Below are 23,734 nucleotides of genomic sequence, written 5' to 3' on the forward strand. Positions count from 1 at the left end.
CCGAGGAGACCCATGCGATTCCCTATCCGTCTTTGCGCCACCGCCCTGTGCTGGCTCGCCGCCGGCACCAGCAGCCTTGCGCACGCACAGGCCTGGCCCGCGGCCAAGCCCATCCGGCTGGTCGTCACCTACGCGCCCGGCGGCGGCGCCGACACCATGGCCCGTATGATCTCGCCGCGCCTGGGCCAGGAATTGGGCCAGACCATCGTGGTGGACAACCGTCCCGGCGCGGGCGGCCAGATCGGCACGGACCTGGTCGCCAAGTCCGCCCCGGACGGCTATACGGTGCTGCTCGACGCCGCCTCGTTTGCCGCCAACCCCTCGCTCTACAAGCGGCTGCCCTACGACCCGGTCAAGTCCTTCATCCCGGTCTCGGTGCTGGCGCTGTATCCCAACATGCTGGTCGTGAACCCGCAGTTCCCGGCCAAGACCACGCAGGAGCTGATCGCGATGGCACGCGCCAAGCCGGGCAGCATTGCCTATGCGTCCTCGGGCAATGGCTCGGCCCAGCACCTGGCGGGCGCGCTGTTCGCGCAGCGCATGAAGCTGGACCTGTTGCACGTACCGTACAAGGGCGGCGGCCCGGCCATGGCCGATGTGATTGCCGGGCAGGTGCCGGTGTTCTTCGCCAACACGGCGTCTGGCCTGCAGCATGTGCGCGCGGGCAAGCTGCGCGTGCTGGGCGTGACCGGCGCCAGGCGCACGGCCATCCTGCCGGACACGCCGACGCTGGCCGAGGCAGGCGTGCCGCACTATGAGGTCTACGAGTGGAATGGCGTGTTCTTGCCGGCCGGCACGCCGCCGGAAATCGTCAAGCGCCTGTCGGATGCGATCCGCAAGGTCATCAACCTGCCGGAGAATCGTGAGCGCGTAACCAGCCTGGGCGGGGAGATCGTGGCCGGCACGCCGGCCGAGGCGGCGAAGTTCATCCAGGCCCAGACCAACGAATGGGCCAAGGTGATCAAGGAAGGCAACATCCAGCTGGACTGATCACTTTCCCGCGGCCTGGGCGCCTGGGCGCCCGTCCGCTCAGTCGATCGGGTCCAGCTTGGCGACCGACAGCACCAGCCATTTGGCGCCGTGGCGCTTGAACTTGATATTCGCGCGGGCGGCATCGCCCTCGCCTTCCAGCCCGGCGATCACGCCTTCGCCGAACTTGTTGTGGAACACGCTCTGGCCGATGCGCAAGCCGGAGCCGGCCTGGCGCTTGGCGTCGGCATAGCCGTTGCCGGTGTCCATGCCGCCGGTAGGCTGGGTGCCCGAATAGGGAACGTCCTCCGCCTTCTTGAACCAGTCGCGGCCCCAGCCGCCCTCGTTCTGCTGGCGGCGCTGCGAACCGCTGCCGCCATAGGCCTGTGCAGGCGGCATCAGCCACTTGAGCGATTCCTCCGGCAGCTCCTCGAAGAAGCGCGAGCGCACGTGGTAGCGCATCTGCCCGTGCAGCACGCGGCTTTGCGCGAACGAGAGATAGAGCCGCTCGCGCGCACGCGTGATGGCCACGTACATCAGGCGGCGCTCTTCCTCCAGCCCGTCAGCCTCGGTGGCGCTGTTCTCGTGCGGGAACAGCCCTTCTTCCAGCCCGGTGATGAAGACCGCGTTGAACTCCAGCCCCTTGGCGGCATGCACCGTCATCATCTGCACGGCGTCCTGGCCCGCCTGCGCCTGGTTGTCGCCGGCTTCCAGCGAGGCATGGGTGAGGAAGGCCACCAGCGGGGTCATCACCGCCGGCAGCGCCTCGGGATCCAGCACCTGCTGGGCCTGGTCGCCCTCGGCCAGCGCGGGCAGCGGCTGCGCGCCATCGCGCCCGACCGGAATCGCACTGGCCAGCGCGTCCAGCCCATAGCCCTCCTCCGTCACGAACGCCTGCGCCGCCGTCACCAGTTCCTGCAAGTTCTCGATGCGGTCCTGGCCTTCTTTTTCGGCGCGATAGTGCGTGATCAGGCCGCTGGTGTTGGTCACGTACTCGACTGTTTCCGGCAGCGTCATGCGCCGCGTCTCGGCGCGCATCTGCTCGATCAGCCGCACAAAGGCGCCCAGCGTGCTGCCGGCCTTGCCGGGCACGAAGGCCACGGCTTCGGCCAGCGAGCAGTTGTACTGGCGCGCCGCATCCTGCAGGGCCTCCAGCGAGCGCGCGCCGATGCCGCGCGTGGGGAAATTCACCACGCGGCCGAAGGCAGCGTCGTTGCGCGGGTTTTCCAGCAACTGCAGGTAAGCCAGCGCGTGCTTGATTTCGGCACGCTCGAAGAAGCGCAAGCCGCCGTACACGCGATAGGAAATGCTGGCCGAGAAGAGCGCGTGCTCGATCACCCGCGACTGCGCATTGCTGCGGTAGAGGATGGCGATCTCCGAGCGGCTCATGCCCTGCGCGATCAGGTCACGGATTTCCTCCACGATCCAGCCGGCCTCCTGGCCGTCGGTGCCGGCCTGGTACACCCGCACCGGCTCGCCGTGGCCGGCATCGGTGCGCAGGTTCTTGCCCAGGCGGCGCGAATTGTGGGCAATCAGGTGGTTGGCCGAATCCAGGATGTGGCCGTGGGAGCGGTAGTTCTGCTCCAGCTTGATCATGTGGCGCACGCGGAACTCGTGCTCGAAGTCGCGCATGTTGCCGACATTGGCGCCACGGAACGCGTAGATGCTCTGGTCGTCGTCGCCGACCGCGAACACCGCGGCCGGGTTCTGCGTGCCGAAGCCAGCCAGCATCTTGAGCCACTGGTACTGCAGCACGTTGGTGTCCTGGAACTCGTCCACCAGCACATGGCGGAAGCGGTGCTGGTAGTGCTGGCGGATCGCGTCGTTGTAGCGCAGCAGCTCGTAGCAGCGCAGCAGCAGCTCGGCGAAGTCGACCACGCCTTCGCGCTGGCACTGCACATCGTAGGCGGCGTAGAGATCGACGAAGCGGCGGTTGAAGTCGTCGTTGGCCTCCACATCGGCCGGGCGCAGGCCTTGCTCCTTGGCATTGTTGATGAAGTACTGCAGGTTCTTGGCCGGGTACTTCTCGTCATCCACGTTCAGCGACTTGAGCAGGCGCTTGAGGGCGGAGAGCTGGTCCTGGCTGTCGAGGATGGCGAAGGTCTGCGGCAGGCCGGCGTCTCGGTAATGCGCGCGCAGCATGCGGTTGCACAGCCCGTGGAAGGTGCCGATCCACATGCCGCGCGTGTTGATCGGCAGCATCGACGTCAGCCGCGTCATCATTTCCTTGGCGGCCTTGTTGGTAAAGGTCACCGCCAGCAGGCCGGCGGGCGACACCCGGCCGTTCTGGATCAGCCATGCGATGCGGGTGGTCAGCACACGCGTCTTGCCGCTGCCCGCGCCAGCCAGGATCAGCGCCGGCTCGTCAGGCAAAGTGACGGCGGCTAGTTGTTCAGCATTGAGATTGGCAAGCAGGTCGGACATCGGGGAGGCCTTGTGGAGTGCCCCGAATTATACCGGGGCGCCCCCCGTGCCCGTACGGCCCCGGCCGCCGGACAGGGCGATCGGGCGGCAGCGGGCCGGGAACCACGCAAAATGGCACGAAAAAGCACGGCGGATCCCCTCGCGAGAGGTAAGCAGAGCACTTTCAGGCAGGGCAAAGCACCGGCAAAATGACGCCGCGCGGCCGAGCCCGGGCCGAAATCGCGCGCCCCCCACCCGCCTCCCCTATAATTTGATGTTTTCCCGGCGCGTTGCCCCTGCCCGCCTGGCCCGCAGAATCCGACGTAATCATCGACATCCGAGCATGACCGCCCAAGACCAGTCCCTTGCCAAGAGCTTCGAACCCGCCGCCATTGAGGCCAAGTGGGGCCCAGAGTGGGAGAAGCGCGGCATCGCGAAGCCGACCCTCGACCCGGACCGTCCGGACTTCTGCATCCAGCTGCCGCCGCCCAATGTGACCGGCACGCTGCACATGGGCCATGCCTTCAACCAGACCATCATGGACGGCCTGGCCCGCCATGCCCGCATGAGCGGCGCCAACACGCTGTGGGTGCCGGGCACCGACCACGCCGGCATCGCCACCCAGATCGTGGTGGAGCGCCAGCTGGAAGCGCAAGGCGTATCGCGCCATGAGCTAGGCCGCGAGAAGTTCGTCGAGAAGGTGTGGGAGTGGAAGGAAGAGTCCGGCTCGACGATTACGCGCCAGATCCGCCGCATGGGCGCCTCGATCGACTGGAGCCATGAGTACTTCACGATGTCGCCGGAGATGTCCAAGGCGGTCACCGAAGTCTTCGTGCGCCTGTTCGAGCAAGGCCTGATCTACCGCGGCAAGCGCCTGGTCAACTGGGACCCGGTGCTGGGCACCGCGGTGTCCGACCTGGAAGTGGACAACGTCGAGGAAGATGGCTCGATGTGGCACATCCGCTATCCGCTGGCCGAAGCCGATACCGTGCACGGCCTGACCCACCTGACGGTGGCCACCACCCGCCCCGAAACCATGCTGGGCGACGTGGCCGTGATGGTGCACCCGGAAGACGAGCGTTATGCGCACCTGATCGGCAAGTTTGTGCGCCTGCCGCTCACCGGCCGCGATATCCCGGTGATCGCCGACGACTACGTCGACCGCGAATTCGGCACCGGCGTGGTCAAGGTGACGCCCGCCCATGATTTCAACGACTATGCGGTTGGCCAGCGCCACAAGCTGCCGCAGCTGTCCATCCTGACGCTCGACGCCAAGATCGTCGCCGACGCGCCCGCCGCCTATGCCGGCCTGGACCGCTTCGAGGCGCGCACGCGCATCGTGGCGGACCTGGATGCCCAGGGCCTGCTGGCCGAGGTCAAGAAGCACAAGCTGATGACGCCGCGCAGCGAGCGCACTGGCAGCGCCATCGAGCCGATGCTGACCGACCAGTGGTTCGTCGCCATGAGCAAGCCGGCGCCGGAAGGCACCTTCCACCCGGGCCGCTCGATTGCCGAAGTGGCGCTGGACGCCGTGCAGAGCGGCGAGATCAAGCTGATCCCCGATAACTGGAACAGCACCTACAACCAGTGGCTGGAGAACATCCAGGACTGGTGCATCTCGCGCCAGCTGTGGTGGGGCCACCAGATCCCGGCCTGGTACGACGAGGCCGGCAAGTGCTTCGTCGCCCGCACCGAGGAAGAGGCGCAGGCACAGGCGCGCGCGGCCGGCAGCACCGGGCCGCTGCGCCGCGAGGACGATGTGCTCGACACCTGGTTCTCCTCGGCCCTGGTGCCCTTCTCGTCGCTGGGCTGGCCCGCCGAGACGCCGGAGTTGCAACATTTTCTACCGTCGTCGGCGCTTGTTACCGGTTACGACATCATCTTCTTCTGGGTGGCGCGCATGGTCATGATGACCAAGCACTTCACCGGCAAGGTGCCGTTCCATACCGTCTATGTGCACGGCCTGGTGCGGGATTCGGAAGGCAAGAAGATGAGCAAGTCCGAGGGCAACACCCTGGACCCGGTGGACCTGATCGATGGCATCGAGCTCGAGCCGCTGCTCAAGAAGCGCACCACCGGCCTGCGCCGTCCCAAGGACGCGCCCAAGATCGAGAAAAAGACCAAGAAGGAATTCCCCGAGGGCATTCCGGCGTTTGGCGCCGATGCACTGCGCTTCACCTTCGCCTCGCTGGCCACGCTGGGCCGTAACATCAACTTCGACACCGGCCGCTGCGAAGGCTATCGCAACTTCTGCAACAAGCTGTGGAACGCCACGCGCTTCGTGCTGATGAACACCGAGGGGCACGACTGCGGCATGGGCCCGTGCAGCAACGACTGCGGCCCCGACGGCTACCTGCATTTCTCGCAGCCGGACCGCTGGATCGTGTCGCTGCTGCAGCGCGTGGAAGCCGAAGTGGAAAAGGGCTTTGCCGAGTACCGCTTCGACAATATCGCCAGCGCCATCTACAAGTTCGTCTGGGACGAGTACTGCGACTGGTACCTGGAACTGGCCAAGGTCCAGATCCAGAACGGCACGCCCGCGCAGCAGCGCGCCACCCGCCGCACGCTGTTGCGCGTGCTGGAAACCGTGCTGCGCCTGGCCCACCCGATCATCCCCTTCATCACCGAAGAGCTGTGGCAGAAGGTAGCGCCGCTGGCCGGCCGCGCCAAGGGCGACGGCAGCGAGACGCTGGCGCTGCAGGCCTATCCCCTGCCCGCCATGGCAAAGATCGACGAGGCCGCCGAGCAATGGACCGCGCAGCTCAAGGCCGTGGTCGACGCTTGCCGCAACCTGCGCGGCGAAATGAACATCTCGCCGGCCCAGCGCATTCCGCTGTACGCTGAAGGCGACAGCGCGTTCCTGACGTCGGCCCAGGCTTATGTGCAGGCGCTGGCGAAACTTTCGGAGGTCAAGGTATTCGAAGATCAGAATGCCCTGATGGCCGAAGGTGCCGGCGCGCCGGTGGCCATCGTCGGCGGCAACCATCTGTTGCTGAAAATCGAAATCGACGTGGCCGCGGAACGCGTGCGCCTGTCCAAGGAAATAGAGCGCATCAGCGCCGAAGTCGGCAAGTGCCGTGGCAAGCTGTCCAACGAGAGCTTCGTCGCCAAGGCACCGCCCGCCGTCGTCGCGCAAGAAACCCAGCGTCTGTCGGATTTCGAACAGACCCTGGTCAAGCTGCAGGATCAACTGCAGCGCTTGCCGGCATGAGCTTTGCATCACCAGCAGGGTTGTCTACACCGAATTGATAAGGAAAACCGATATGGAAACCCGCGTCACCAAGGCTGTCTTCCCGGTAGCCGGTCTCGGCACTCGTTTTTTGCCGGCTACCAAGGCAAGCCCGAAGGAAATGCTGCCGGTGGTCGACAAACCCCTGATCCAGTACGCCGTGGAAGAAGCCATGGCTGCCGGCATCACCGAGATGATCTTCGTCACCGGCCGCTCCAAGCGCGCCATCGAAGATCACTTCGACAAGGCCTATGAGCTCGAAGCGGAACTCGAGGCAAAGAACAAGCAGGCCCTGCTCACCCTGGTGCGCTCGATCAAGCCGTCGCACGTGGAATGCTTCTACGTGCGCCAGCCCGAGGCGCTCGGCCTTGGACACGCCGTGCTCTGCGCGGAAAAGCTGGTGGGCGACGCACCGTTCGCCGTGATGCTGGCCGATGACCTGCTGGATGGCGATCCGCCGGTCATGAAGCAGATGGTGGACCTGTACGGCCACTACAACTGCTCGGTGCTGGGCGTGGAAGAGATCGCGCCGGAGCAGAGCCGCTCCTACGGCGTGGTGGCTGGCCGCGAATGGGACGAAGGCGTGATCAAGGTGTCGGACATCGTCGAGAAACCGGCGCCGGAGAACGCACCGTCCAACCTGGGCGTGGTCGGACGCTACATCCTGACCCCGCGCATCTTCGACCATATCCGCAACCTCAAGCCGGGCGCGGGCGGCGAGTTCCAGCTCACCGATGCCATCCAGTCCCTGCTCAGCCAGGAACAGGTGCTGGCCTACCGCTACAAGGGCGTGCGCTACGATTGCGGCAGCAAGCTGGGCTACCTGAAGGCCACCGTGGAGTTTGCGCTCAAGCACCCGGAGGTGATGGACGAATTCAGCACCTACCTGCGCGCGCGCGCCGATAGCATCTGAGATGCCTGAAGATCTGGAACCATGAAAAAAGCCGCAGAAATGCGGCTTTTTTCATTTGGCGCGGGGCGAGCCCGCATCGAGCTGTCGTCGGTTTAGCGCCGGCGCATGTAGAACACGAAGACCTTGTCCACTTCTTGGTGCGACAGCAGCTCGTTGCCGGTCTGCTTGGCAAACGCCTGGAAATCCCGCGTGGCGCCGGGATCGGTGGCGAGAATCTTGAGAACATCGCCGCTGGGCATGTCGGCCAGCGCCTTCTTGGTGCGCAGGATCGGCAGCGGGCAGTTCAGGCCGCGCGCATCCACTTCTTTCTGGAACTCCATTCCTCTCTTCCTTGGTTCTGTGCGCTCAGGGCCCGGCATAACCCATTGTGGCCGTGCCTGGCGCGGTCGCATCGATGACTGATGATTATGGCCGGTATTGTAGCGAAATGCCCGGCTGCCCCAGGCCATCGCGCCGGCGCGGGTCGGGAATGTCCTCGCCGGTCTGGCGATCGAAGAACCGCACCGGATGGCCACGCGAGGCCAGCCAGTCGGCCACCGCGAAGCCCGTGCCCGCCGACCAGATCCGCATGTCCTCGGGCGCCACCAGCTTGTAGTCGGCCAGCTCCTCGGACAACGCGATGGTGCCGCTCGCCTGCACATGGTAGGCGATGATCAGTTCGTTCTTGCGCATGAACTCGTACACGCCGATCAGCGATACCGAGTGCGCGTCCAGGTTGGTTTCTTCCTTGAGCTCCCGCGCCACGCCCTGCTCCGGCGTCTCGTCGCGTTCCATGAAGCCGGTCACCAGCGCGAACATTTTTTCCGGCCACGCGGCATTGCGCGCCAGCAGTAGCTTGCCTTCATATTCCACCACCGCGGCCAGCACGGGGAGCGGATTGTTCCAGTGGACGAAGCCGCACTCTGGCTGGATGCAGGCATCACGATCGCGGCCGGAATGCGGCAGCAATTCCAGCGGCGAGCCACATTGCGGACAGTATCGGTAAACGGCCATGCGGGAGCTCCTGTTTTTGTCGTCTTGTTATGTTGTCATTTTATAAGGGCGGCGGCATTCAAGCGCCGCAGGCCACGCGCATATCCGCGGCCAGCGCCTCGACGGTTTCCGGCTGCAGATCCCATGAGCACATGAAGCGGCAGCCGCCGGCACCGATAAACGTATAGAAGCGCCAGCCCTTGGCACGCAGCGCCTCGATGGCCGCGAGCGGCAGTTCGGCGAAGACGGCGTTGGACTCGGTCGGGAACATGATGCGCACGCCGGGGATGGTGGCGATGCGCTCGTGCAGCAACTGCGCCATGGCGTTGGCATGGCGTGCGTTGCCGAGCCACACATCGTTCTCGAGCAAGCCCAGCCACGGGGCCGAGATAAAACGCATCTTGGAAGCCAGTTGCCCGGCCTGCTTGACGCGGTAAGCAAAGTCCTCGGCCAGCTTGCGGTCGAAGAACACCACCGCCTCGCCCACCGGCAGGCCGTTCTTGGTGCCGCCGAAGCACAGCACGTCCACCCCCGCGCGCCAGGTGATCTCCGACGGATGCACGCCGAGCGACGCCACGGCATTGGCAAAACGCGCGCCATCCATATGCACGCGCAACTGGCGGCGCTTGGCGATGGCGGCAATGGCTCGCACCTCCTCCACCGTGTACACCGTGCCGACTTCGGTCGACTGCGTCAGCGACACCACCTTGGGTTTGGGATAGTGGATATCGGCGCGGCGCGTCACCAGCGCTTCCACCGCGTCGGGCGTGAGCTTGCCGTTGGCGCCCGGCGCTGTCAGCAGCTTGGAGCCGTTGGAGAAAAACTCCGGGCCGCCGCACTCGTCGGTCTCGATATGTGCCAGCTCATGGCAGATCACCGAGTGGTAGGACTGGCACAGCGCGGACAGCGCCAGCGAGTTTGCCGCGGTGCCGTTGAAGACGAAAAATACCTCGCAATCGGTCTGGAACAGGTCGCGGATCCGGTCGCAGACTTTTTGCGTCCACGAATCGTCGCCATAGGCCTGCTCGTGACCGCTGCCGTTGGCTTCAAGGAAATACTTGAGCGATTCCGGACAGAAGCCGGCGTAGTTGTCGGAGGCGAAATGCTGCATGGGGAGATCCGTGGCGGGTGGCTTGGCGCGTGGCTTACTTCTTGTCGGCCCACAACTGGCCGCCGGTGGACCAGTTCTCGCGCTTGATGTCGGTGATGATGATATCCACGGCCGAGGCCGAGCAGCCGAGCGTCTCGCAGGTGACGCGGGTGACTTCCTCGACCAGCTTGCGCTTTTGCTCGATGGTGCGGCCTTCGAAGAGTTCTACGTGGTAGGTCGGCATGGCTTGTTTCCTGTTTCCTGTTGTCGTTTTGTTTTTCGTGGTCCGTTGCGGATTGCCCTGGCGATGCGCGGAGGGATCTGCCAGCACCCGTCAAAGTCAATCGCGGTACGAAACATCGATTCTATCGAGTTTGCGCAACAGCGACGGCCATTCCAGTTCGCCCTCGACGGCGCCGCCGTCGTCAAGCTGCTCGGACGTCCGTTGCGCCAGCGCATGCGGCGGCTGCACGACCTGTCCGCCAGCCTGCGCGCCAAGCTGGATCTCGCAGGCCTTGATGAGCGTCGCCATCAGCACGTACGCCTCGGCCACGGTCCGGCCAACCGTCAGCGTGCCATGGTTGCGCAGCAGCATGGCGGGATGCCGGCCAAGCGACGCGGTCAGGCGCGCGCCCTCGGCGGGCGTGAACGCCAGGCCTTCGTAGTCGTGATAGGCCAGCCGGCCATAGAAGCGCAAAGCATGCTGCGAGAGCGCCAGCAGGCCGCAGGCCTGGGCCGATACCGACACGCCGGCGCTGTTGTGCAGGTGCATCACGCACACCGCATCGGGGCGTGCCGCATGCACCGCGCCATGCAGCGCGAAGCCGGTGACATTGACCGCATGGGTGCTGTCACCCACCACCTCGCCGCGGCCATTGATCTTGACCAGGTCGCTGGCGCGGATTTCCTCGAAGGCGAAGCCGAACGGATTGATCAGGAAGTGATCGGGCTCATCCGGCACGGCCGCGGAGATATGAGTGTAGATGAGATCGTCCCAACCCTGCCGGGCGCACAGGCGGTAGGCCGCCGCCAGGTCGACGCGCATGCGCCACTCGGCTTGCGTGACGGGTTGAGTGGCGCCCGCGGCACGGGCGGGCTGCAAGGCAAAGGACATGGTTCGGCTCCTGCGCCGCGCGTGTGCCGCGCGCCGGTTCAGCCAACCGGCGCGGGAGGCGGCAAAGGCGATACTGTAGCGCAAGGCAGGCGCTGCGTCAGGACGCGCCCCGGCACCTTGGGGAGGCCGGATTATCTGCGCTATTGCCGGCTCATCCAGGCGAAGATCGCGCCACCCAGCAACAGGGCCGCCACCGCGCAACCAAGCGAGGCGGCGAAGCCGCCGGTGCGTGCCACCAGCGCCGTGGCCAGCGGAGGCCCGACGATCTGGCCCAGGCCGTAGCTGGCGGTCATCAGGCCCATCAGGCGCTGCGCCTGTGCGCCCCACAACCGGCGCGCCTCGCGCATGGCGAACGACACCAGCGCATTGAACGGCAACCCGGCCAGCATGCTGCTGAGTGCGAAACCCGCCACCGTCGGCCAGACCACCGCGATGGCCACGCCGATCGCCTGCATTACGTAGGTCAAGGCCAGCAGCCGGCGATTGTCGCGCTCCGTGCTGACGCGCGAGGCCACGAAGGCGCCAATGGTCACCCCCACGCCGAAGATGGGCCAGAACAGGTCTGCCCACAGCGAGCCCGGCATGGCCTGGCGCGCGATCACCGGCAGGAACGTGGCCGTGATGATGTAGCCGAAGCCCGCCAGGCCATAGGCAAAAGTCAGCAGCCAGGTCTCGCGGCCCAGCCGGGGCGCCGCTTGCGCCAGCGCGGTGGGGCCGGCTGCGTGGGCGGTGCGCGGCGCGGGCGTAAAGACATGCCAGACCGCGCTGACCAGCAGCACCGCCAGCGCGCCGAAGGCCAGCCAGCCCCAGCTGGCCCGCCAGCCGGCGCTCACCATGGCAAAGACGGATACCCCCGTGATGACGATGCCAATGCCCGGCCCGCAAAAGATCACGCCACCCAGCGACGCCCGGCCCAGTTCGGCCAGCCGGTGCATGCACCAGGCCGAGCCATAGACCATGACCATCGCACTGGCCACGCCGGCCGCGGCGCGCCACAGGCCCCAGGCCGCCATGCCGCCGGGCGCAGCCATGCCAAGCGTCAGCACGACGGTAGCCACCATGCCGAGCCGGACCATGCGCGCCGGGTCGGGCCGGATGAACAGGCAAGCGGCCGCGCCAGCGAAGTAGCCCAGGTAGTTCAGCGTGGCCAGCCAGCCGCCCTCGCCCAGCGTGACGCTGCCGTCGTGCAGCATCATGGGCAGCAGCGGCGTAAAGGCGAAGCGGCCAACGCCCATCGCCACGCCCAGCGCCACCAGCCCCGCCAAGGCCACGGCCCAGACGCCAGGCTGTGCCGGTGCCGGCGCGGCGGCGTCACGGGGTGCCAGTGTGGATGTGGATTTCATAGGCGCATGCTACGCTCCGATCAGCGAACCGAAAAATGAATAATTGAGAACTCAATCATCTTTTCCTGAGATGATCGTTTGTTCGTTGTCACTGCATCATCACACCCGGCAAGGGGATCGCAATGGACCTGGCTTCCCTGGAAATCTTTCGCTGCGTCGTGGAGGAAGGCGGCATCACCCGCGCCGCCACCCGCCTGCACCGTGTGCAGTCCAACGTCACCACCCGCATCCGCCAGCTGGAGGCCTCGCTCGGGGTCGAGCTGTTCCTGCGTGACGGCAAGCGCATGGTGCTGACGCCGGCCGGACAGACGTTGTTCGACTACGCCCGCCGCGTACTGGACCTGGCCGAAGAAGCCCGCCAGGCCGTGCTGCCGGCCAGGCCGCAAGGCCGCCTGCGCATCGCCTCGATGGAGAGCACGGCGGCCAGCCGCCTGCCCGCCGTGCTGGCCGCCTATCACCAGGCGTGGCCGGACGTGGAGCTGGAGCTGGTGACCTGCCCCACGCGCCAGGCCTTGCAGGCGCTGGCGCGCTTCGAGGTGGACTGCGCCTTTGTGGCCCAGCCGCTGGACGACCCGGCGCTGGCGTGGCTGCCGGCGTTCGAGGAAGAGCTGGTGCTGATCGCCCGCGAGCGCCATGCCCCCATCCACAGCGCGGCCGACCTGGAAACCCGCACCATGCTGTCGTTCGAGTCCGGCTGCAATTACCGCGGCCGGCTCGAAGCCTGGTTCGGCGCCAGCGGCAGCCCGCCGCGCCGGGTGCTGGAGCTGGGCTCGTATCACGCCATCATCGCCTGTGCGGCAGCCGGCATTGGCGTGGCGATTGTGCCGCGCTCGGTACTTGGCCTGTACCGCGACCTGCCCAAGATCAGCCTGCACGACCTTGGCCAGGCCGGCAAGGTCACCACGTTGCTGGCCTGGCATCCGGCCATGGCCAATACCGCGCTGGGCGCCTTGGCCGACACGTTCCGCGCCTCACCGCCAGGACTGGCCGCGGCCGCCTGAGTCCGCCAGGCGCCGCCACGCCGGGCAAGATGTGCCCGGTCGCCTACACTGGAAGTGGCGCCGCGTTTGCACTCCACGTGCCGGCGTCATTGCCATGAAGCATGTCCCGATGCTCCTGCGATGGCTTGCAACGGCCTTCTGGCTAGCCCTCGTTGCCTTGGTGGCGACACCGCTGGCCCCCGCCACGCCAGCCAATGCGCAGGCAAGCGCGCCCGCGGCCGCCGGCGCCGTCCCGCCCGTTTTCGTCATCCCGCTCAAAGGCGCGATTGGCCCGGCCAGCGCGAGCTTCATCGAGCGCGGCATGGCGCGTGCGCGCGATGCCGGCGCGCAGTTGATCGTGCTGGAAATGGACACCCCTGGCGGGCTGGATCTGTCGATGCGCGAGATCATCCAGGGCATCCTGGCCTCACCGGTGCCGGTGGCGAGCTATGTCTATCCGGGTGGCGCGCGTGCGGCCAGCGCCGGCACCTACATCCTCTACGCCAGCCATATCGCCGCGATGGCGCCCGGCACCAACCTGGGCGCGGCCAGCCCGGTGCAGATCGGCATTGGCGGGCCGCAAAAACCGGAGGCCGCCCCAGCCTCCGCCCCTGCCGGCGCGCCGCCGCAGGACACCATGGAGCGCAAGCAGATGCACGACGCCTCGGCCTATATACGCGGCCTGGCGCAATTGCGCGGGCGCAATGCCGAGTGGGGCGAACGCGCGGTACGCGAAGCGGTCAGCCTGTCGGCCAGCGAGGCGGTCGCGCAGAAGGTCGCGGACCTGATCGCGCCCGACCTGCCTGCACTGCTGCGCGCTGTGGACGGCAAGCACATCCAGGCCGCCGGCGCGCAGCGCGTGCTGCGCACGGCGCACGCGCCGGTGCAGGTGCTGGAGCCTGACTGGCGCGACAGCTTCCTGGAGGTCATCACCGACCCCAGCGTGGCGCTGATCCTGATGATGGCCGGCATCTATGGCCTGATCTTCGAGTTCTCCACGCCGGGCATGGTGGTGCCCGGCATTGGCGGCGCGATCTGCCTGCTGCTGGCGCTGTTCGCGCTGCATATGCTGCCCGTCAGCTACGCAGGCCTGGGGCTGATCGCACTGGGCATCGGCTGCATGGTGGCGGAGCTATACCTGCCCACCTTTGGCGCGCTGGGCGTGGGCGGCATCATCGCCTTTATCTTCGGGGCGGTGATGCTGATCGATACGAATGTGCCCGGTTTCGGCATTCCGCTGTGGCTGATCGGCAGCCTGGCGCTGGCCAGCGCGGTGTTCCTGTTCGCCGTCTGGACGCTGCTCTGGCGCGCCCGCCGCATGCCCTCGATCAATGGCGGCGACGCGATGATCGGCATGCCCGGCGTGGTGCTGGAGGATCTGTGGGATGACGGCTGGGCCGAAATACGCGGCGAACGCTGGCAGGTGCACAGTGCCATGCCGATGACGCGCGGCCAGCGCGTGCTGGTCATCGGACGCCACGGGCTGCTGCTCGAGATCCGCGCCATGGACGGCGCGCAGGCAAGCGCCGCCCCGATTCCCCCATCCACTCAAGGAGCATGATCATGGCATTCGGATTCAGCGCTGGCGGTCTGGTCTTCATCATTGCCTTGGTCATTGTTTACTCGATCCGCGTGCTGCGCGAGTACGAACGCGGCGTGGTGTTCATGCTGGGGCGCTTCTGGAAAGTGAAGGGCCCGGGGCTTGTGATCCTGATCCCGGCGGTGCAGCAGATGGTGCGCGTGGACTTGCGCACGGTGGTGATGGACGTGCCGCCGCAAGACGTGATCTCGCGCGACAACGTGTCGGTCAAGGTGAATGCGGTGGTGTATTTCCGCGTGATCGACCCGGAGCGCGCCATCATCCAGGTGGCGAACTTCCTCGAGGCGACCAGCCAGCTGGCGCAGACCACCTTGCGCTCGGTGCTGGGCAAGCATGAGCTAGACGAGATGCTGGCCGAGCGCGAGCAGCTCAACATCGACATCCAGAAAGCGCTCGATGCCCAGACCGATAGCTGGGGCATCAAGGTCTCCAACGTGGAGATCAAGCACGTCGACCTGAACGAAACCATGATCCGCGCCATCGCGCGCCAGGCCGAAGCCGAGCGCGAACGGCGCGCCAAGGTGATTCATGCCGAGGGCGAGTTGCAGGCCTCGGTGAAGCTGCTGGAAGCCGCGCAGATGCTGGCAAGGGAACCGCAGGCGATGCAACTGCGTTATCTGCAGACGCTGACGCAGATTGCCGGCGACAAGAGCTCGACGATCGTGTTTCCGCTGCCCATCGACATCCTCACGCTGGTGGGAAAGCTGAGCCGCGAGTCGACGTGAAAAAGGCGCCTGGGGCGCCTCAGACTGCTGACAAAGGTAGATCTGCGCAGGTGGTCCCCCCTCTCCCGCTGAGGGGAGAGGGAGAGACAGCCGTCGTCATGGCACGCGGTTTTGGCCCATTCCTTGGCTTCGGCGAATGCCTCAGATCTGCCTCAAACTTTGCCCGCGACCCACTCGCCGACGCCCGCCAGCGCCTTGGGCAGGTTGGCCGGCTCCGTGCCGCCAGCTTGCGCCATGTCCGGACGGCCGCCGCCCTTGCCGCCGACCTGCTGCGCGACAAAGTTGACCAGCTCGCCGGCCTTGACCTTGGCGGTGGCATCGGCGGTCACCCCGGCGATCAGGCTGACCTTGCCGTCGGCCACTGCGCCCAGCACGATGGCCGCGGTGCCCAGCTTGTCCTTGAGCTTGTCCATGGTTTCGCGCAGCGTCTTGACGTCGGCGCCGTCGAGCTGTGCGGCCAGCACCTTGATGCCATTGACGTCGATGGCCTGCGCCGCCAGCTCGTCGCCTTGCGAGGCAGCCAGCTTGCTCTTGAGGCGCTCCAGTTCCTTCTCCAGCGCGCGCACCTGCTCCTGCACCTGCCCGATACGCGGCACCAGTTCGGACGGCTGCGCCTTGAGCGCGGCGGCGGCTTCGTTCAGCTTGGCGTCCAGCGCTTGCAGGTAATGCAGCGCGTTGTCGCCGGTGATGGCTTCGACGCGGCGGATGCCCGCTGCCACGCCGCTTTCCACCACGATCTTGAACACGCCGATATCGCCGGTGCGGGTCACATGGGTGCCGCCGCACAGTTCCTTGGAGCTGCCGATCGACAGCACGCGCACGTCGTCGGCGTACTTCTCGCCGAACAGCGCCATCGCGCCGCTCTTGACCGCGTCGTCGAAGGGCATGACTTCGGCACCGGTGGCTGCGTTCTGCAGGATCTCGGCGTTGACGATCTCCTCGACGCGACGGATCTGCTCGTCGGTCATCGGCGCGTTGTGCGAGAAGTCAAAGCGGGTCTTGTCCGCGTCGACCAGCGAGCCCTTCTGCTGCACGTGGCTGCCCAGCACTTCACGCAATGCCTTGTGCATCAGGTGAGTCGCCGAGTGGTTGCGCACGGTGCGCGCGCGGCGCTGCGCATCCACCTGCGCGGTGACGCTGTCGCCCACCTTGAGCGCGCCGCCTGCCAGCGTGCCCTGGTGGCCGAACACATCGGCCTGCACCTTGGTGGTATCGACCACGCTGAACACCGCGCTGCCGCTCTTCAGTTCGCCCTGGTCGCCGGCCTGGCCGCCGGACTCAGCGTAGAACGGCGTGTTATCCAGCACGATCACGCCGGTCTGGCCGGGCTGCATCGTGTCGACGGATGCGCCGTCCACATACAGCGCGGTGATCTTCGCACCGTCCACGCCCAGCTTTTCGTAGCCGTGGAAGGTGGTCTTGTCGCCCTTGTACTCCAGGCCGGCCGCCATCTTGAACTTGCCGGCGGCGCGGGCCTGCTCGCGCTGGCGGTTCATGGCGGCGTCGAAGGCGGCTTCGTCCACCGTCATTTCCTGCTCGCGGCACACATCCTGCGTCAGGTCCAGCGGGAAGCCAAAGGTGTCGTGCAGCTTGAAGGCAAGTTCGCCGTCGAGCACGGTACCGCCCTTGGCCTTGACGTCGGCCAGTGCCGAGTCAAGGATGGACATGCCGTTCTCGATGGTTTCGAAGAAGCGTTCCTCTTCTGCCTTGAGCACTTCCACGACGCGCGCTTCGGCGTCGGACAGTTCCGGATAGGCTTCGCCCATCTGACCCACCAGATCGCCCACCAGCTTGTGGAAGAACGGGGTCTTGCGGCCCAGCTTGTAGCCGTGGCGGATGGCGCGGCGGATGATACGGCGCAGCACGTAGCCGCGGCCTTCGTTGCCGGGGATCACACCGTCGACGATCAGGAAGGAGCACGCGCGGATGTGGTCGGCGATGACCTTCAGCGAGTTGTTGTTGAGATCGGTGGTGCCGGTCTCGCGCGCAGCGCCCTTGATCAGTGCCTGGAACAGGTCGATCTCATAGTTGCTGTGCACGTGCTGCAGCACCGCGGCGATGCGCTCCAGGCCCATGCCGGTGTCGACGCAGGGCTTGGGCAGGCGCGGCATATTGCCTTGCTCGTCCCGGTTGAACTGCATGAACACCAGGTTCCAGATCTCGATGTAGCGGTCGCCGTCTTCCTCGGCAGATCCCGGGGGGCCGCCCCACACGTCGGGGCCGTGGTCGTAGAAGATTTCCGAGCACGGTCCGCAGGGACCGGTGTCGGCCATCTGCCAGAAGTTGTCGGAGGCGTAGCGCGCGCCCTTGTTGTCGCCGATGCGCACGATGCGCTCGGGCGGCACGCCGACTTCCTTGGCCCAGATGTCATAGGCTTCGTCGTCTTCCGCGTACACCGTGACCCACAGCTTTTCGGCCGGCAACTGGTAGACCTTGGTCAGCAGCTCCCACGCGTACTGGATCGCCTCGCGCTTGAAATAGTCGCCAAACGAGAAGTTGCCGAGCATTTCAAAGAAGGTGTGGTGACGCGCGGTGTAACCCACGTTCTCCAGGTCGTTGTGCTTGCCGCCGGCGCGCACCGAGCGCTGCGACGAGGTCGCGCGGGTGTACGGGCGCTTGTCGGTGCCCAGGAACACGTCCTTGAACTGCACCATGCCGGAGTTGGTAAACAGCAACGTCGGATCGTTCCCCGGCACCAGGCTGGACGAGCGGACCACGGTATGGCCCTTCGATTCGAAGTACTGCAGGAACTTGCTGCGGATGTCGGAGACTTTCATGTTCTGGGCAAGGGCGTCCCACGTCGTGGCAGGGCGCTGTCGGTCAAGATGGTTTTGCAAACCGTTGATTATACGGGGAAGCCTGAGCGCGCGGCATTCCGCCGGGGATTCGCCTCGCGCCGCCCGCAACACCGCGCCCCGCCGCGATCCGGGCCGGCCGCGATGTGCTCCCGGCGGCCTGCCGGTGGTAAAGTGCTGGCTGTCCCAGCCGGACGCCCCCGAGCCTGGTTTAGCGCCAGCCTCCGATTGCCCTGCAAGCCGCCACCCAGACCAGACGGCGGGGCCGCCCGGCCTTCCCTCGCCCACCCCTTGCCGGATCCGCAATACACCCCATGGGAGCTTTAAGCCACCTCCGCGTCCTCGACCTGACCCGCGTTCTCGCCGGGCCATGGTGCGCCCAGAACCTTGCCGACTTCGGCGCCGACGTGATCAAGATCGAGCGCCCCGGCGCCGGCGACGATACCCGCACCTGGGGCCCGCCCTGGCTGCAGGACGGCGAAGGCCGCGATACCGCGGAAGCTGCCTATTACCTGGCCGCCAACCGCAACAAGCGCTCGGTGACCTGCGATATCAGCACGCCCGAGGGCCAGGAACTGGTGCGCGCGCTGGCCGCCCAGAGCGATGTGGTACTGGAAAACTACAAGGTCGGCCAGTTGAAGAAGTACGGCCTGGACTACGACTCCCTCAAGGCGATCAAGCCGGGCCTGATCTATTGCTCGGTGACCGGCTTCGGCCAGACCGGCCCCTACGCGGCGCGCCCGGGCTACGACTTCATCATCCAGGGCATGGGCGGCTTCATGAGCCTGACCGGCGAGCGCGACGACCTGCCCGGCGGCGGCCCGCAGAAGGCCGGCGTGGCCATCTCCGACCTGATGACCGGGCAGTACGCCACCATCGCCGTGCTGGCCGCGCTGGCCCACCGCGAGCGAACGGGCGAAGGCCAGTACATCGACATGGCCCTGCTCGACGTGCAGGTGGCCATGCTGGCCAACATGAACACCAACTACCTGGCCAGCGGCGAAGCGCCCAGGCGCTGGGGCAACGCCCACCCCAATATCGTCCCCTACCAGACCTTCCAGGCGGCCGACGGCTGGATCATCGTGGCGGTGGGCAACGACGGCCAGTTCCGCAAGTTCGTCGTTGCCGGCGGACGCCCCGAACTGGCCGACGACCCGCGCTTCGCCACCAACCCGCAGCGGGTTGCGCATCGCGATGTGCTGGTGCCGATCCTCGCCGACATGGTCAAGCCGCGCACCCGCGCCCAGTGGATCCTCGACCTGGAAGCCGCCGGCGTGCCCTGCGGCCCCATCAACACGCTGGACGACGTGTTCGAGGATGCCCAGGTCAAGGCGCGCGGCCTGCGCGTGGACCTGCCGCACCCGAGCGCCGGCGAGGTCAAGCTGGTGGGCAGCCCGATCAAGATGAGCGCGACGCCGCCCGAGGCCGTGCGCCACCCGCCGCTGCTGGGCGAGCACACCGACGCGGTGCTTGGCGACATGCTGGGCTACACGCCGGAGCAGATAGCCACGCTGCGCGCCAAGGGCGTGCTGTAAGGTGCTGGCCGCCTGTGTGCCTGCAGTGGCGGCGCGCGGGCGGCAAGCTGAAGTTTGTCGTCGTTGTTCCCATCGCCGTTGCCGTAGCGAGAAAAAGCAAGAACCCTGACCCCGCGCGCGCCGGCGTACGGCGCATGCCTGACCACAAAAGGAGTTTGGATGCTGACCGACGCCCTGCTGGCCTTCCTGCACTACACCTTCATCTTCCTGCTGATCGCCCTGATGACCGCCGAGGCGGTCGTGCTGCGCCCCGGCATGACGCCTCCCGTGCTCAAGCGCCTGTCGATCTACGACCTGCTCTACTTCCTCACTGCCATGGCGGTGCTGGCAACCGGCCTGCTGCGGCTGTTCTACGGCGCCAAGGGCGCGCAGTTCTACCTGCACAACCCGTGGTTCCACGCCAAGATCACCGTGTTCGTGGTGATCGCGCTGTGCTCGCTGCCGCCCACCTTCGCCATCCAGCGGTGGCGCCGCCAGGCGCGCAGCCTGCCGGACTTCGTGCCCATGCCCGCCGAACTGAAGTCCGCGCGGCGCTGGGTCATGATCCAGGCCCACCTGCTGATCCTGCTGCCGCTGTGCGCGGTAATGATGGCGCGCGGCATCGGCATGAAATAGGCCGCAGTGCCTGGCGCACCCAGATTCCCGATCCAACCCGACGTATCTCCATGCTCAAGAAAAAACTCGCCGCGGCGCTGCTCGCCGCCGCCCTGCCCGCTATTAGCACCCTTATCGCCTTTAGCGCCGCGCCTGCCGCCGCGGCAGCCGCCTACCCGACCAAGCCGCTCAAGTTTGTCGTGCCCTACCCGGCCGGCGGCCCGCTGGACACGGTGGCGCGCGCCATCGGCGACAAGCTCAAGGACAGCCTGGGCCAACCCGTGGTGGTGGAAAACCGCCCGGGCGCCGGTGGCAATATCGGCGCCGACTACGTGGCCAAGCAGCCGGCCGACGGCTACACCATTGTGATGGGCGCCGTGGCCACCCACGCCATCAACCCCAGCCTCTTCGCCAAGATGCCGTACGACCCGGTGAAGGACTTCAGCCCGATCACGCTGGTGGCCGACGTGCCCAACGTACTCGTCATGCACCCCGGCAAGGCCGCCGAGCTGCATATCAACAATGTGCGTGAGCTGGTGGAATACGCGCGCAAGAACCCCGGCAAGCTGGACTACGCCTCGGGCGGCAACGGCAGCGCGGGGCATTTGTCGGGCGAGCTGTTCAAGAGCATGGCCAAGGTCAGCATGGTCCACATCCCCTACAACGGCGCCTCGCCCGCGCAACTGTCGGTGCTGTCCGGCCAGACCGACATGATCTTCGATAACCTCGCCTCCGCCTCGGCCAACATCAAGGCCGGCAAGCTCAAGGCGTTCGCCGTCACCACCGCCACCCGCGCCGCCGCCCTGCCCGAGCTACCCACTATCGCCGAAGCCGGCAAGGGGCTCGGCCTGGAAGGCTTCGACATTTCCACGTGGTTCGGCGTGTTCGCCCCGGCCAACACCCCGAAAGAGATCGTCGACCGCCTCAACCACGAGATCGTGGCCATTCTCAAGACCGACGACATGAAGGCAAAACTGGCCCGCATCGGCGCCCAGCCGGCACCGACCACGCCGGAGCAGTTCGGCCAACTGGTGCAGCGCGAGCTGAAGAAGTACGCGCAGATCGTGAAAGTGTCGGGCGCCAAGGTGGATTGATACCCCCGGAGCATTTGCCAATGCCGCCGAACAGGCCAAAGCCGCGCGCCATGAAGACGGCTGTCTCTCCCTCAGCCCCTCGGGGGGCGAGGGGTGCCAACCAGCGGCAAGATCAACCCATGGTGGTAGCCGTGTGAAGCGCCCGAAGGGCGGGCCACACCCCAACGCGATGCGCAGCGAGCCGTCAAGGTTCACCTAGGCCGTATGGGGCGCCTCGGGATTCGGCGAAAAGAGCGGAAAAGAGGGACCCATGTCTGAGTATCGCCTTAAGGCGATGCGAGTTTGGGTCCCGGCCGCTCTTTTCGCCGAAGCCCGAGGGGTAGTCGCCCCATCCGGCGCGCCTTCTTTGCCTACTTTCTTGGCAAGACAAGAAAGTAGGTCGCCGCCCCGCAGGGGTGGTGAAACTGCAGTTGCAGTTACAGTGACAGCCCCCCCCATCAAGCCTCCCCATCCCGCGGCAACAACAACCCCACCTGAATAATCCGCGGCCCATCCATCCGCGTCACCGTCAGCTTCAGCCCGGCGATCTCCACGGCGTCGCCCTCCACCGGTGGTGACGTAAAGGCCTTCTGCATAGCGGCCTCCAGTGTCCGTGCCGCCTCGGCAGGACTCAACTCCCGCGTCCCGTAAAGCCCGGCCACATCCCTCAGCATGGCCTCCCCGGACAGCAGGAAATCATGGCTAGCCTTGCCCCAGGCAGGTGCCGGCCCAGGCCGATGGAACAACAGTGCCAGCATCGGCACGCTGGTCCCCGGCGCCAGGATCGACACCATATCCCCAGCCCGCAGCACGGTCTGATCGGGCGCAGCCAGCGCCTTGTCCCGCACCACGGTCAGCAGCCGGCAACGGGGCGGCAGTTCGAGCTGGTCGGCGCGCAGGTTTTCAGCCGGCGAATCGCCCTCGACCCTGAACTGCATCACCTCCAGCGCCGGCGCATGGGTGCCCTGCAGCCGCGAGCGGGCCAGCGGCTCCGGATAGGCGGGACGCAGCACGCGCGCCAGCCGCGCGGCCAGCGGCACGGTGGTGCCCTGCAGCAGCAGGCTGGTCAGCACCACCGCAAAGGCGACGCGAAACAGCAGGCCGGAATCGGGCATGCCCTGCAGCATGGGAAACAGCGCCAGCACGATGGGCACCGCCCCACGCAAGCCCATCCAGGCCACGAAGCCCTTCTCCCGGGCACTGAAGCGAAACGGCAGCAGCGCCAGCCAGACCGCCGCCGGGCGCGCCACCAGCATCAGGAACGCTGCCACCGCCACCGCCGGCAGCGCCACTTCCCAGATCCGGTGGGGCGCCACCAGCAGGCCAAGCAACAGGAACATCGCGGACTGCGACAGCCAGGCCATGCCGTCCATCGCCCGCATGGTGTCGGGGCCTACCGCGCGGTCGCGGTTGCCCACCAGGATGCCGGTCAGGTAGACGGCCAGGAAGCCACTGCCGCCCGCCGTCTGCACGATGGCGAACACCATGGCGCCGCCCGAGCACAGCAGGATGGCCTGCAGGCCTTCGGCCACGCGAATGCGCTCCATCACGTTGGCCATGCAGTAGCCCAGGCCTAATCCGAGCAACCCGCCGACCCCGAACTGCACCACCAGGCGCCACAACAGCGCGCCGGGGCTCAGGCCCGCGGGCGCAGCGATCCAGTCGATCAGGGTGAGGGTCAGGAAGATGGCCATCGGGTCGTTGATGCCGGATTCGATCTCCAGCACGCTCGCCACCCGCTCCTTGAGCCGGATGCCGCTGGTATTGAGCAGCGAGAACACCGCCGCGGCATCGGTCGAGCCGACGATGGCGCCCAGCAGCAGGCCCAGCTTCCAGTCGATCTCGAGCACCCAGGCGGCAAACAGGCCCACCAGGCCGGTGGTGACCAGCACGCCCACGGTCGCTAGCGACAGCGAGGGTTTCAGCGCCACCCGGAAGGTGGCCAGCCGGGTGCGCAAGCCGCCATCGAGCAGGATCACCGCCAGCGCGAGGTTGCCGACCAGGAAGCTCAGCCAGGTATTGGAGAAGCGGATGCCGCCGGGGCCATCCACGCCGGCCAGCATGCCGACCGATAAAAAGACAAGCAGGAAGGGCACGCCCGCGCGCGCCGAGAAGGCGCCCACCACAATGCCCAGCGACATCACGACGGCGCCGATCAGGATGACATGGTCAATGCTTTCCAAAACGGCTTCCCTTTTCCCTTTTCCATGCCGTGCCGCATAGGCAACGGCGGTGCAGCCGTTGATGATAGCGCAGCCCTATGACCACTCTGCCGCGCAGACGTGAATGCGGCACCCGGCAACCGAGCAAGCGGCCCCTGGATGTCTCCTAGGGAGATACCCGCAGATTGACCATTTTTGCAGACATCTGAAAGGTAGCTGAAAGGTCTTCCCCTTAAT

General features: G+C 66.5%; 18 protein-coding genes. 9 read left to right on the forward strand and 9 right to left on the reverse strand.

The annotated features are described in order from the left end of the window. Positions 1-12: 12 nt before the first annotated feature. Complete coding sequence (locus F7R26_RS15070; RefSeq protein ID WP_150984176.1) at positions 13-990, forward strand: tripartite tricarboxylate transporter substrate binding protein; 978 nt, start codon at positions 13-15, stop codon at positions 988-990. 39 nt (positions 991-1,029) lie between these two features. On the opposite strand, the gene F7R26_RS15075 is transcribed toward F7R26_RS15070, so the two are convergent. Further along, entirely contained in the window at positions 1,030-3,393 is a 2,364-nt protein-coding gene (locus tag F7R26_RS15075) for a UvrD-helicase domain-containing protein (protein WP_150984175.1), read from the reverse strand. 322 nt (positions 3,394-3,715) lie between these two features. Here F7R26_RS15075 and F7R26_RS15080 point away from each other — a divergent pair, with 322 nt between their 5' ends. Both F7R26_RS15080 and galU read left to right on the forward strand, forming a co-directional pair. After that, positions 3,716-6,583, forward strand: a complete 2,868-nt coding sequence (locus F7R26_RS15080; RefSeq protein WP_150984174.1) for a valine--tRNA ligase — start codon at positions 3,716-3,718, stop codon at positions 6,581-6,583. Positions 6,584-6,635: 52 nt separating this feature from the next. Beyond that, positions 6,636-7,514 carry a UTP--glucose-1-phosphate uridylyltransferase GalU gene (galU, locus tag F7R26_RS15085; protein ID WP_150984173.1) on the forward strand — a complete coding sequence of 293 codons (879 nt, stop codon included), beginning with the start codon at positions 6,636-6,638 and terminating at the stop codon, positions 7,512-7,514. Between the two features lie 92 nt (positions 7,515-7,606). Here galU and F7R26_RS15090 read toward each other — a convergent pair whose 3' ends face one another. The 6 genes from F7R26_RS15090 to F7R26_RS15115 all read right to left on the reverse strand — a co-directional run bounded on the left by F7R26_RS15090 (position 7,607) and on the right by F7R26_RS15115 (position 12,033). Further along, positions 7,607-7,834, reverse strand: a complete 228-nt coding sequence (locus F7R26_RS15090; protein ID WP_043348346.1) for a sulfurtransferase TusA family protein — start codon at positions 7,832-7,834, stop codon at positions 7,607-7,609. An 85-nt stretch (positions 7,835-7,919) separates the two neighbouring features. Continuing rightward, positions 7,920-8,507 carry an NUDIX hydrolase gene (locus tag F7R26_RS15095; protein WP_150984172.1) on the reverse strand — a complete coding sequence of 196 codons (588 nt, stop codon included), beginning with the start codon at positions 8,505-8,507 and terminating at the stop codon, positions 7,920-7,922. 58 nt (positions 8,508-8,565) lie between these two features. Then, positions 8,566-9,597 carry a threonine aldolase family protein gene (locus tag F7R26_RS15100; protein ID WP_150984171.1) on the reverse strand — a complete coding sequence of 344 codons (1,032 nt, stop codon included), beginning with the start codon at positions 9,595-9,597 and terminating at the stop codon, positions 8,566-8,568. 34 nt (positions 9,598-9,631) lie between these two features. Next, positions 9,632-9,820: a 4-oxalocrotonate tautomerase gene (locus F7R26_RS15105; RefSeq protein WP_043348354.1), complete on the reverse strand. Its 189-nt coding sequence runs from the start codon at positions 9,818-9,820 to the stop codon at positions 9,632-9,634. Between the two features lie 96 nt (positions 9,821-9,916). After that, positions 9,917-10,690, reverse strand: coding sequence for a class II aldolase/adducin family protein (locus F7R26_RS15110; RefSeq protein WP_150984170.1), 774 nt, complete (start codon positions 10,688-10,690; stop codon positions 9,917-9,919). A 140-nt stretch (positions 10,691-10,830) separates the two neighbouring features. After that, a complete protein-coding gene (locus F7R26_RS15115; RefSeq protein WP_150984169.1) occupies positions 10,831-12,033 on the reverse strand; it encodes a YbfB/YjiJ family MFS transporter in 1,203 nt (400 codons plus the stop codon). Positions 12,034-12,155: 122 nt separating this feature from the next. Here F7R26_RS15115 and F7R26_RS15120 point away from each other — a divergent pair, with 122 nt between their 5' ends. The 3 genes from F7R26_RS15120 (at position 12,156) to F7R26_RS15130 (ending at position 15,338) form a co-directional block, all read left to right on the forward strand. After that, on the forward strand, positions 12,156-13,034 hold the full coding sequence (locus tag F7R26_RS15120) for a LysR family transcriptional regulator (RefSeq protein ID WP_150984168.1): 879 nt from the start codon (positions 12,156-12,158) through the stop codon (positions 13,032-13,034). Positions 13,035-13,143: 109 nt separating this feature from the next. Next, positions 13,144-14,574 carry an NfeD family protein gene (locus tag F7R26_RS15125; RefSeq protein ID WP_150984226.1) on the forward strand — a complete coding sequence of 477 codons (1,431 nt, stop codon included), beginning with the start codon at positions 13,144-13,146 and terminating at the stop codon, positions 14,572-14,574. A gap of 2 nt (positions 14,575-14,576) precedes the next feature. Continuing rightward, complete coding sequence (locus tag F7R26_RS15130) at positions 14,577-15,338, forward strand: slipin family protein (protein ID WP_150984167.1); 762 nt, start codon at positions 14,577-14,579, stop codon at positions 15,336-15,338. Positions 15,339-15,490: 152 nt separating this feature from the next. On the opposite strand, the gene alaS is transcribed toward F7R26_RS15130, so the two are convergent. Next, complete coding sequence (gene alaS, locus F7R26_RS15135) at positions 15,491-18,115, reverse strand: alanine--tRNA ligase (RefSeq protein ID WP_150984166.1); 2,625 nt, start codon at positions 18,113-18,115, stop codon at positions 15,491-15,493. Between the two features lie 332 nt (positions 18,116-18,447). Between alaS and F7R26_RS15140 the strand changes: the two genes are divergently transcribed. The 3 genes from F7R26_RS15140 (at position 18,448) to F7R26_RS15150 (ending at position 21,356) form a co-directional block, all read left to right on the forward strand. Then, a complete protein-coding gene (locus tag F7R26_RS15140) occupies positions 18,448-19,668 on the forward strand; it encodes a CaiB/BaiF CoA transferase family protein (RefSeq protein ID WP_150984165.1) in 1,221 nt (406 codons plus the stop codon). Positions 19,669-19,827: 159 nt separating this feature from the next. After that, positions 19,828-20,283, forward strand: a complete 456-nt coding sequence (locus F7R26_RS15145) for a DUF2214 family protein (protein WP_150984164.1) — start codon at positions 19,828-19,830, stop codon at positions 20,281-20,283. 50 nt (positions 20,284-20,333) lie between these two features. Continuing rightward, positions 20,334-21,356 carry a tripartite tricarboxylate transporter substrate binding protein gene (locus F7R26_RS15150; RefSeq protein WP_150984163.1) on the forward strand — a complete coding sequence of 341 codons (1,023 nt, stop codon included), beginning with the start codon at positions 20,334-20,336 and terminating at the stop codon, positions 21,354-21,356. 437 nt (positions 21,357-21,793) lie between these two features. On the opposite strand, the gene F7R26_RS15155 is transcribed toward F7R26_RS15150, so the two are convergent. Then, entirely contained in the window at positions 21,794-23,518 is a 1,725-nt protein-coding gene (locus F7R26_RS15155) for a potassium/proton antiporter (RefSeq protein ID WP_150984162.1), read from the reverse strand. Between the last annotated feature and the right edge of the window lie 216 nt (positions 23,519-23,734).

The sequence above is a fragment of the Cupriavidus basilensis genome, assembly GCF_008801925.2.
GTDB lineage: Bacteria > Pseudomonadota > Gammaproteobacteria > Burkholderiales > Burkholderiaceae > Cupriavidus > Cupriavidus basilensis.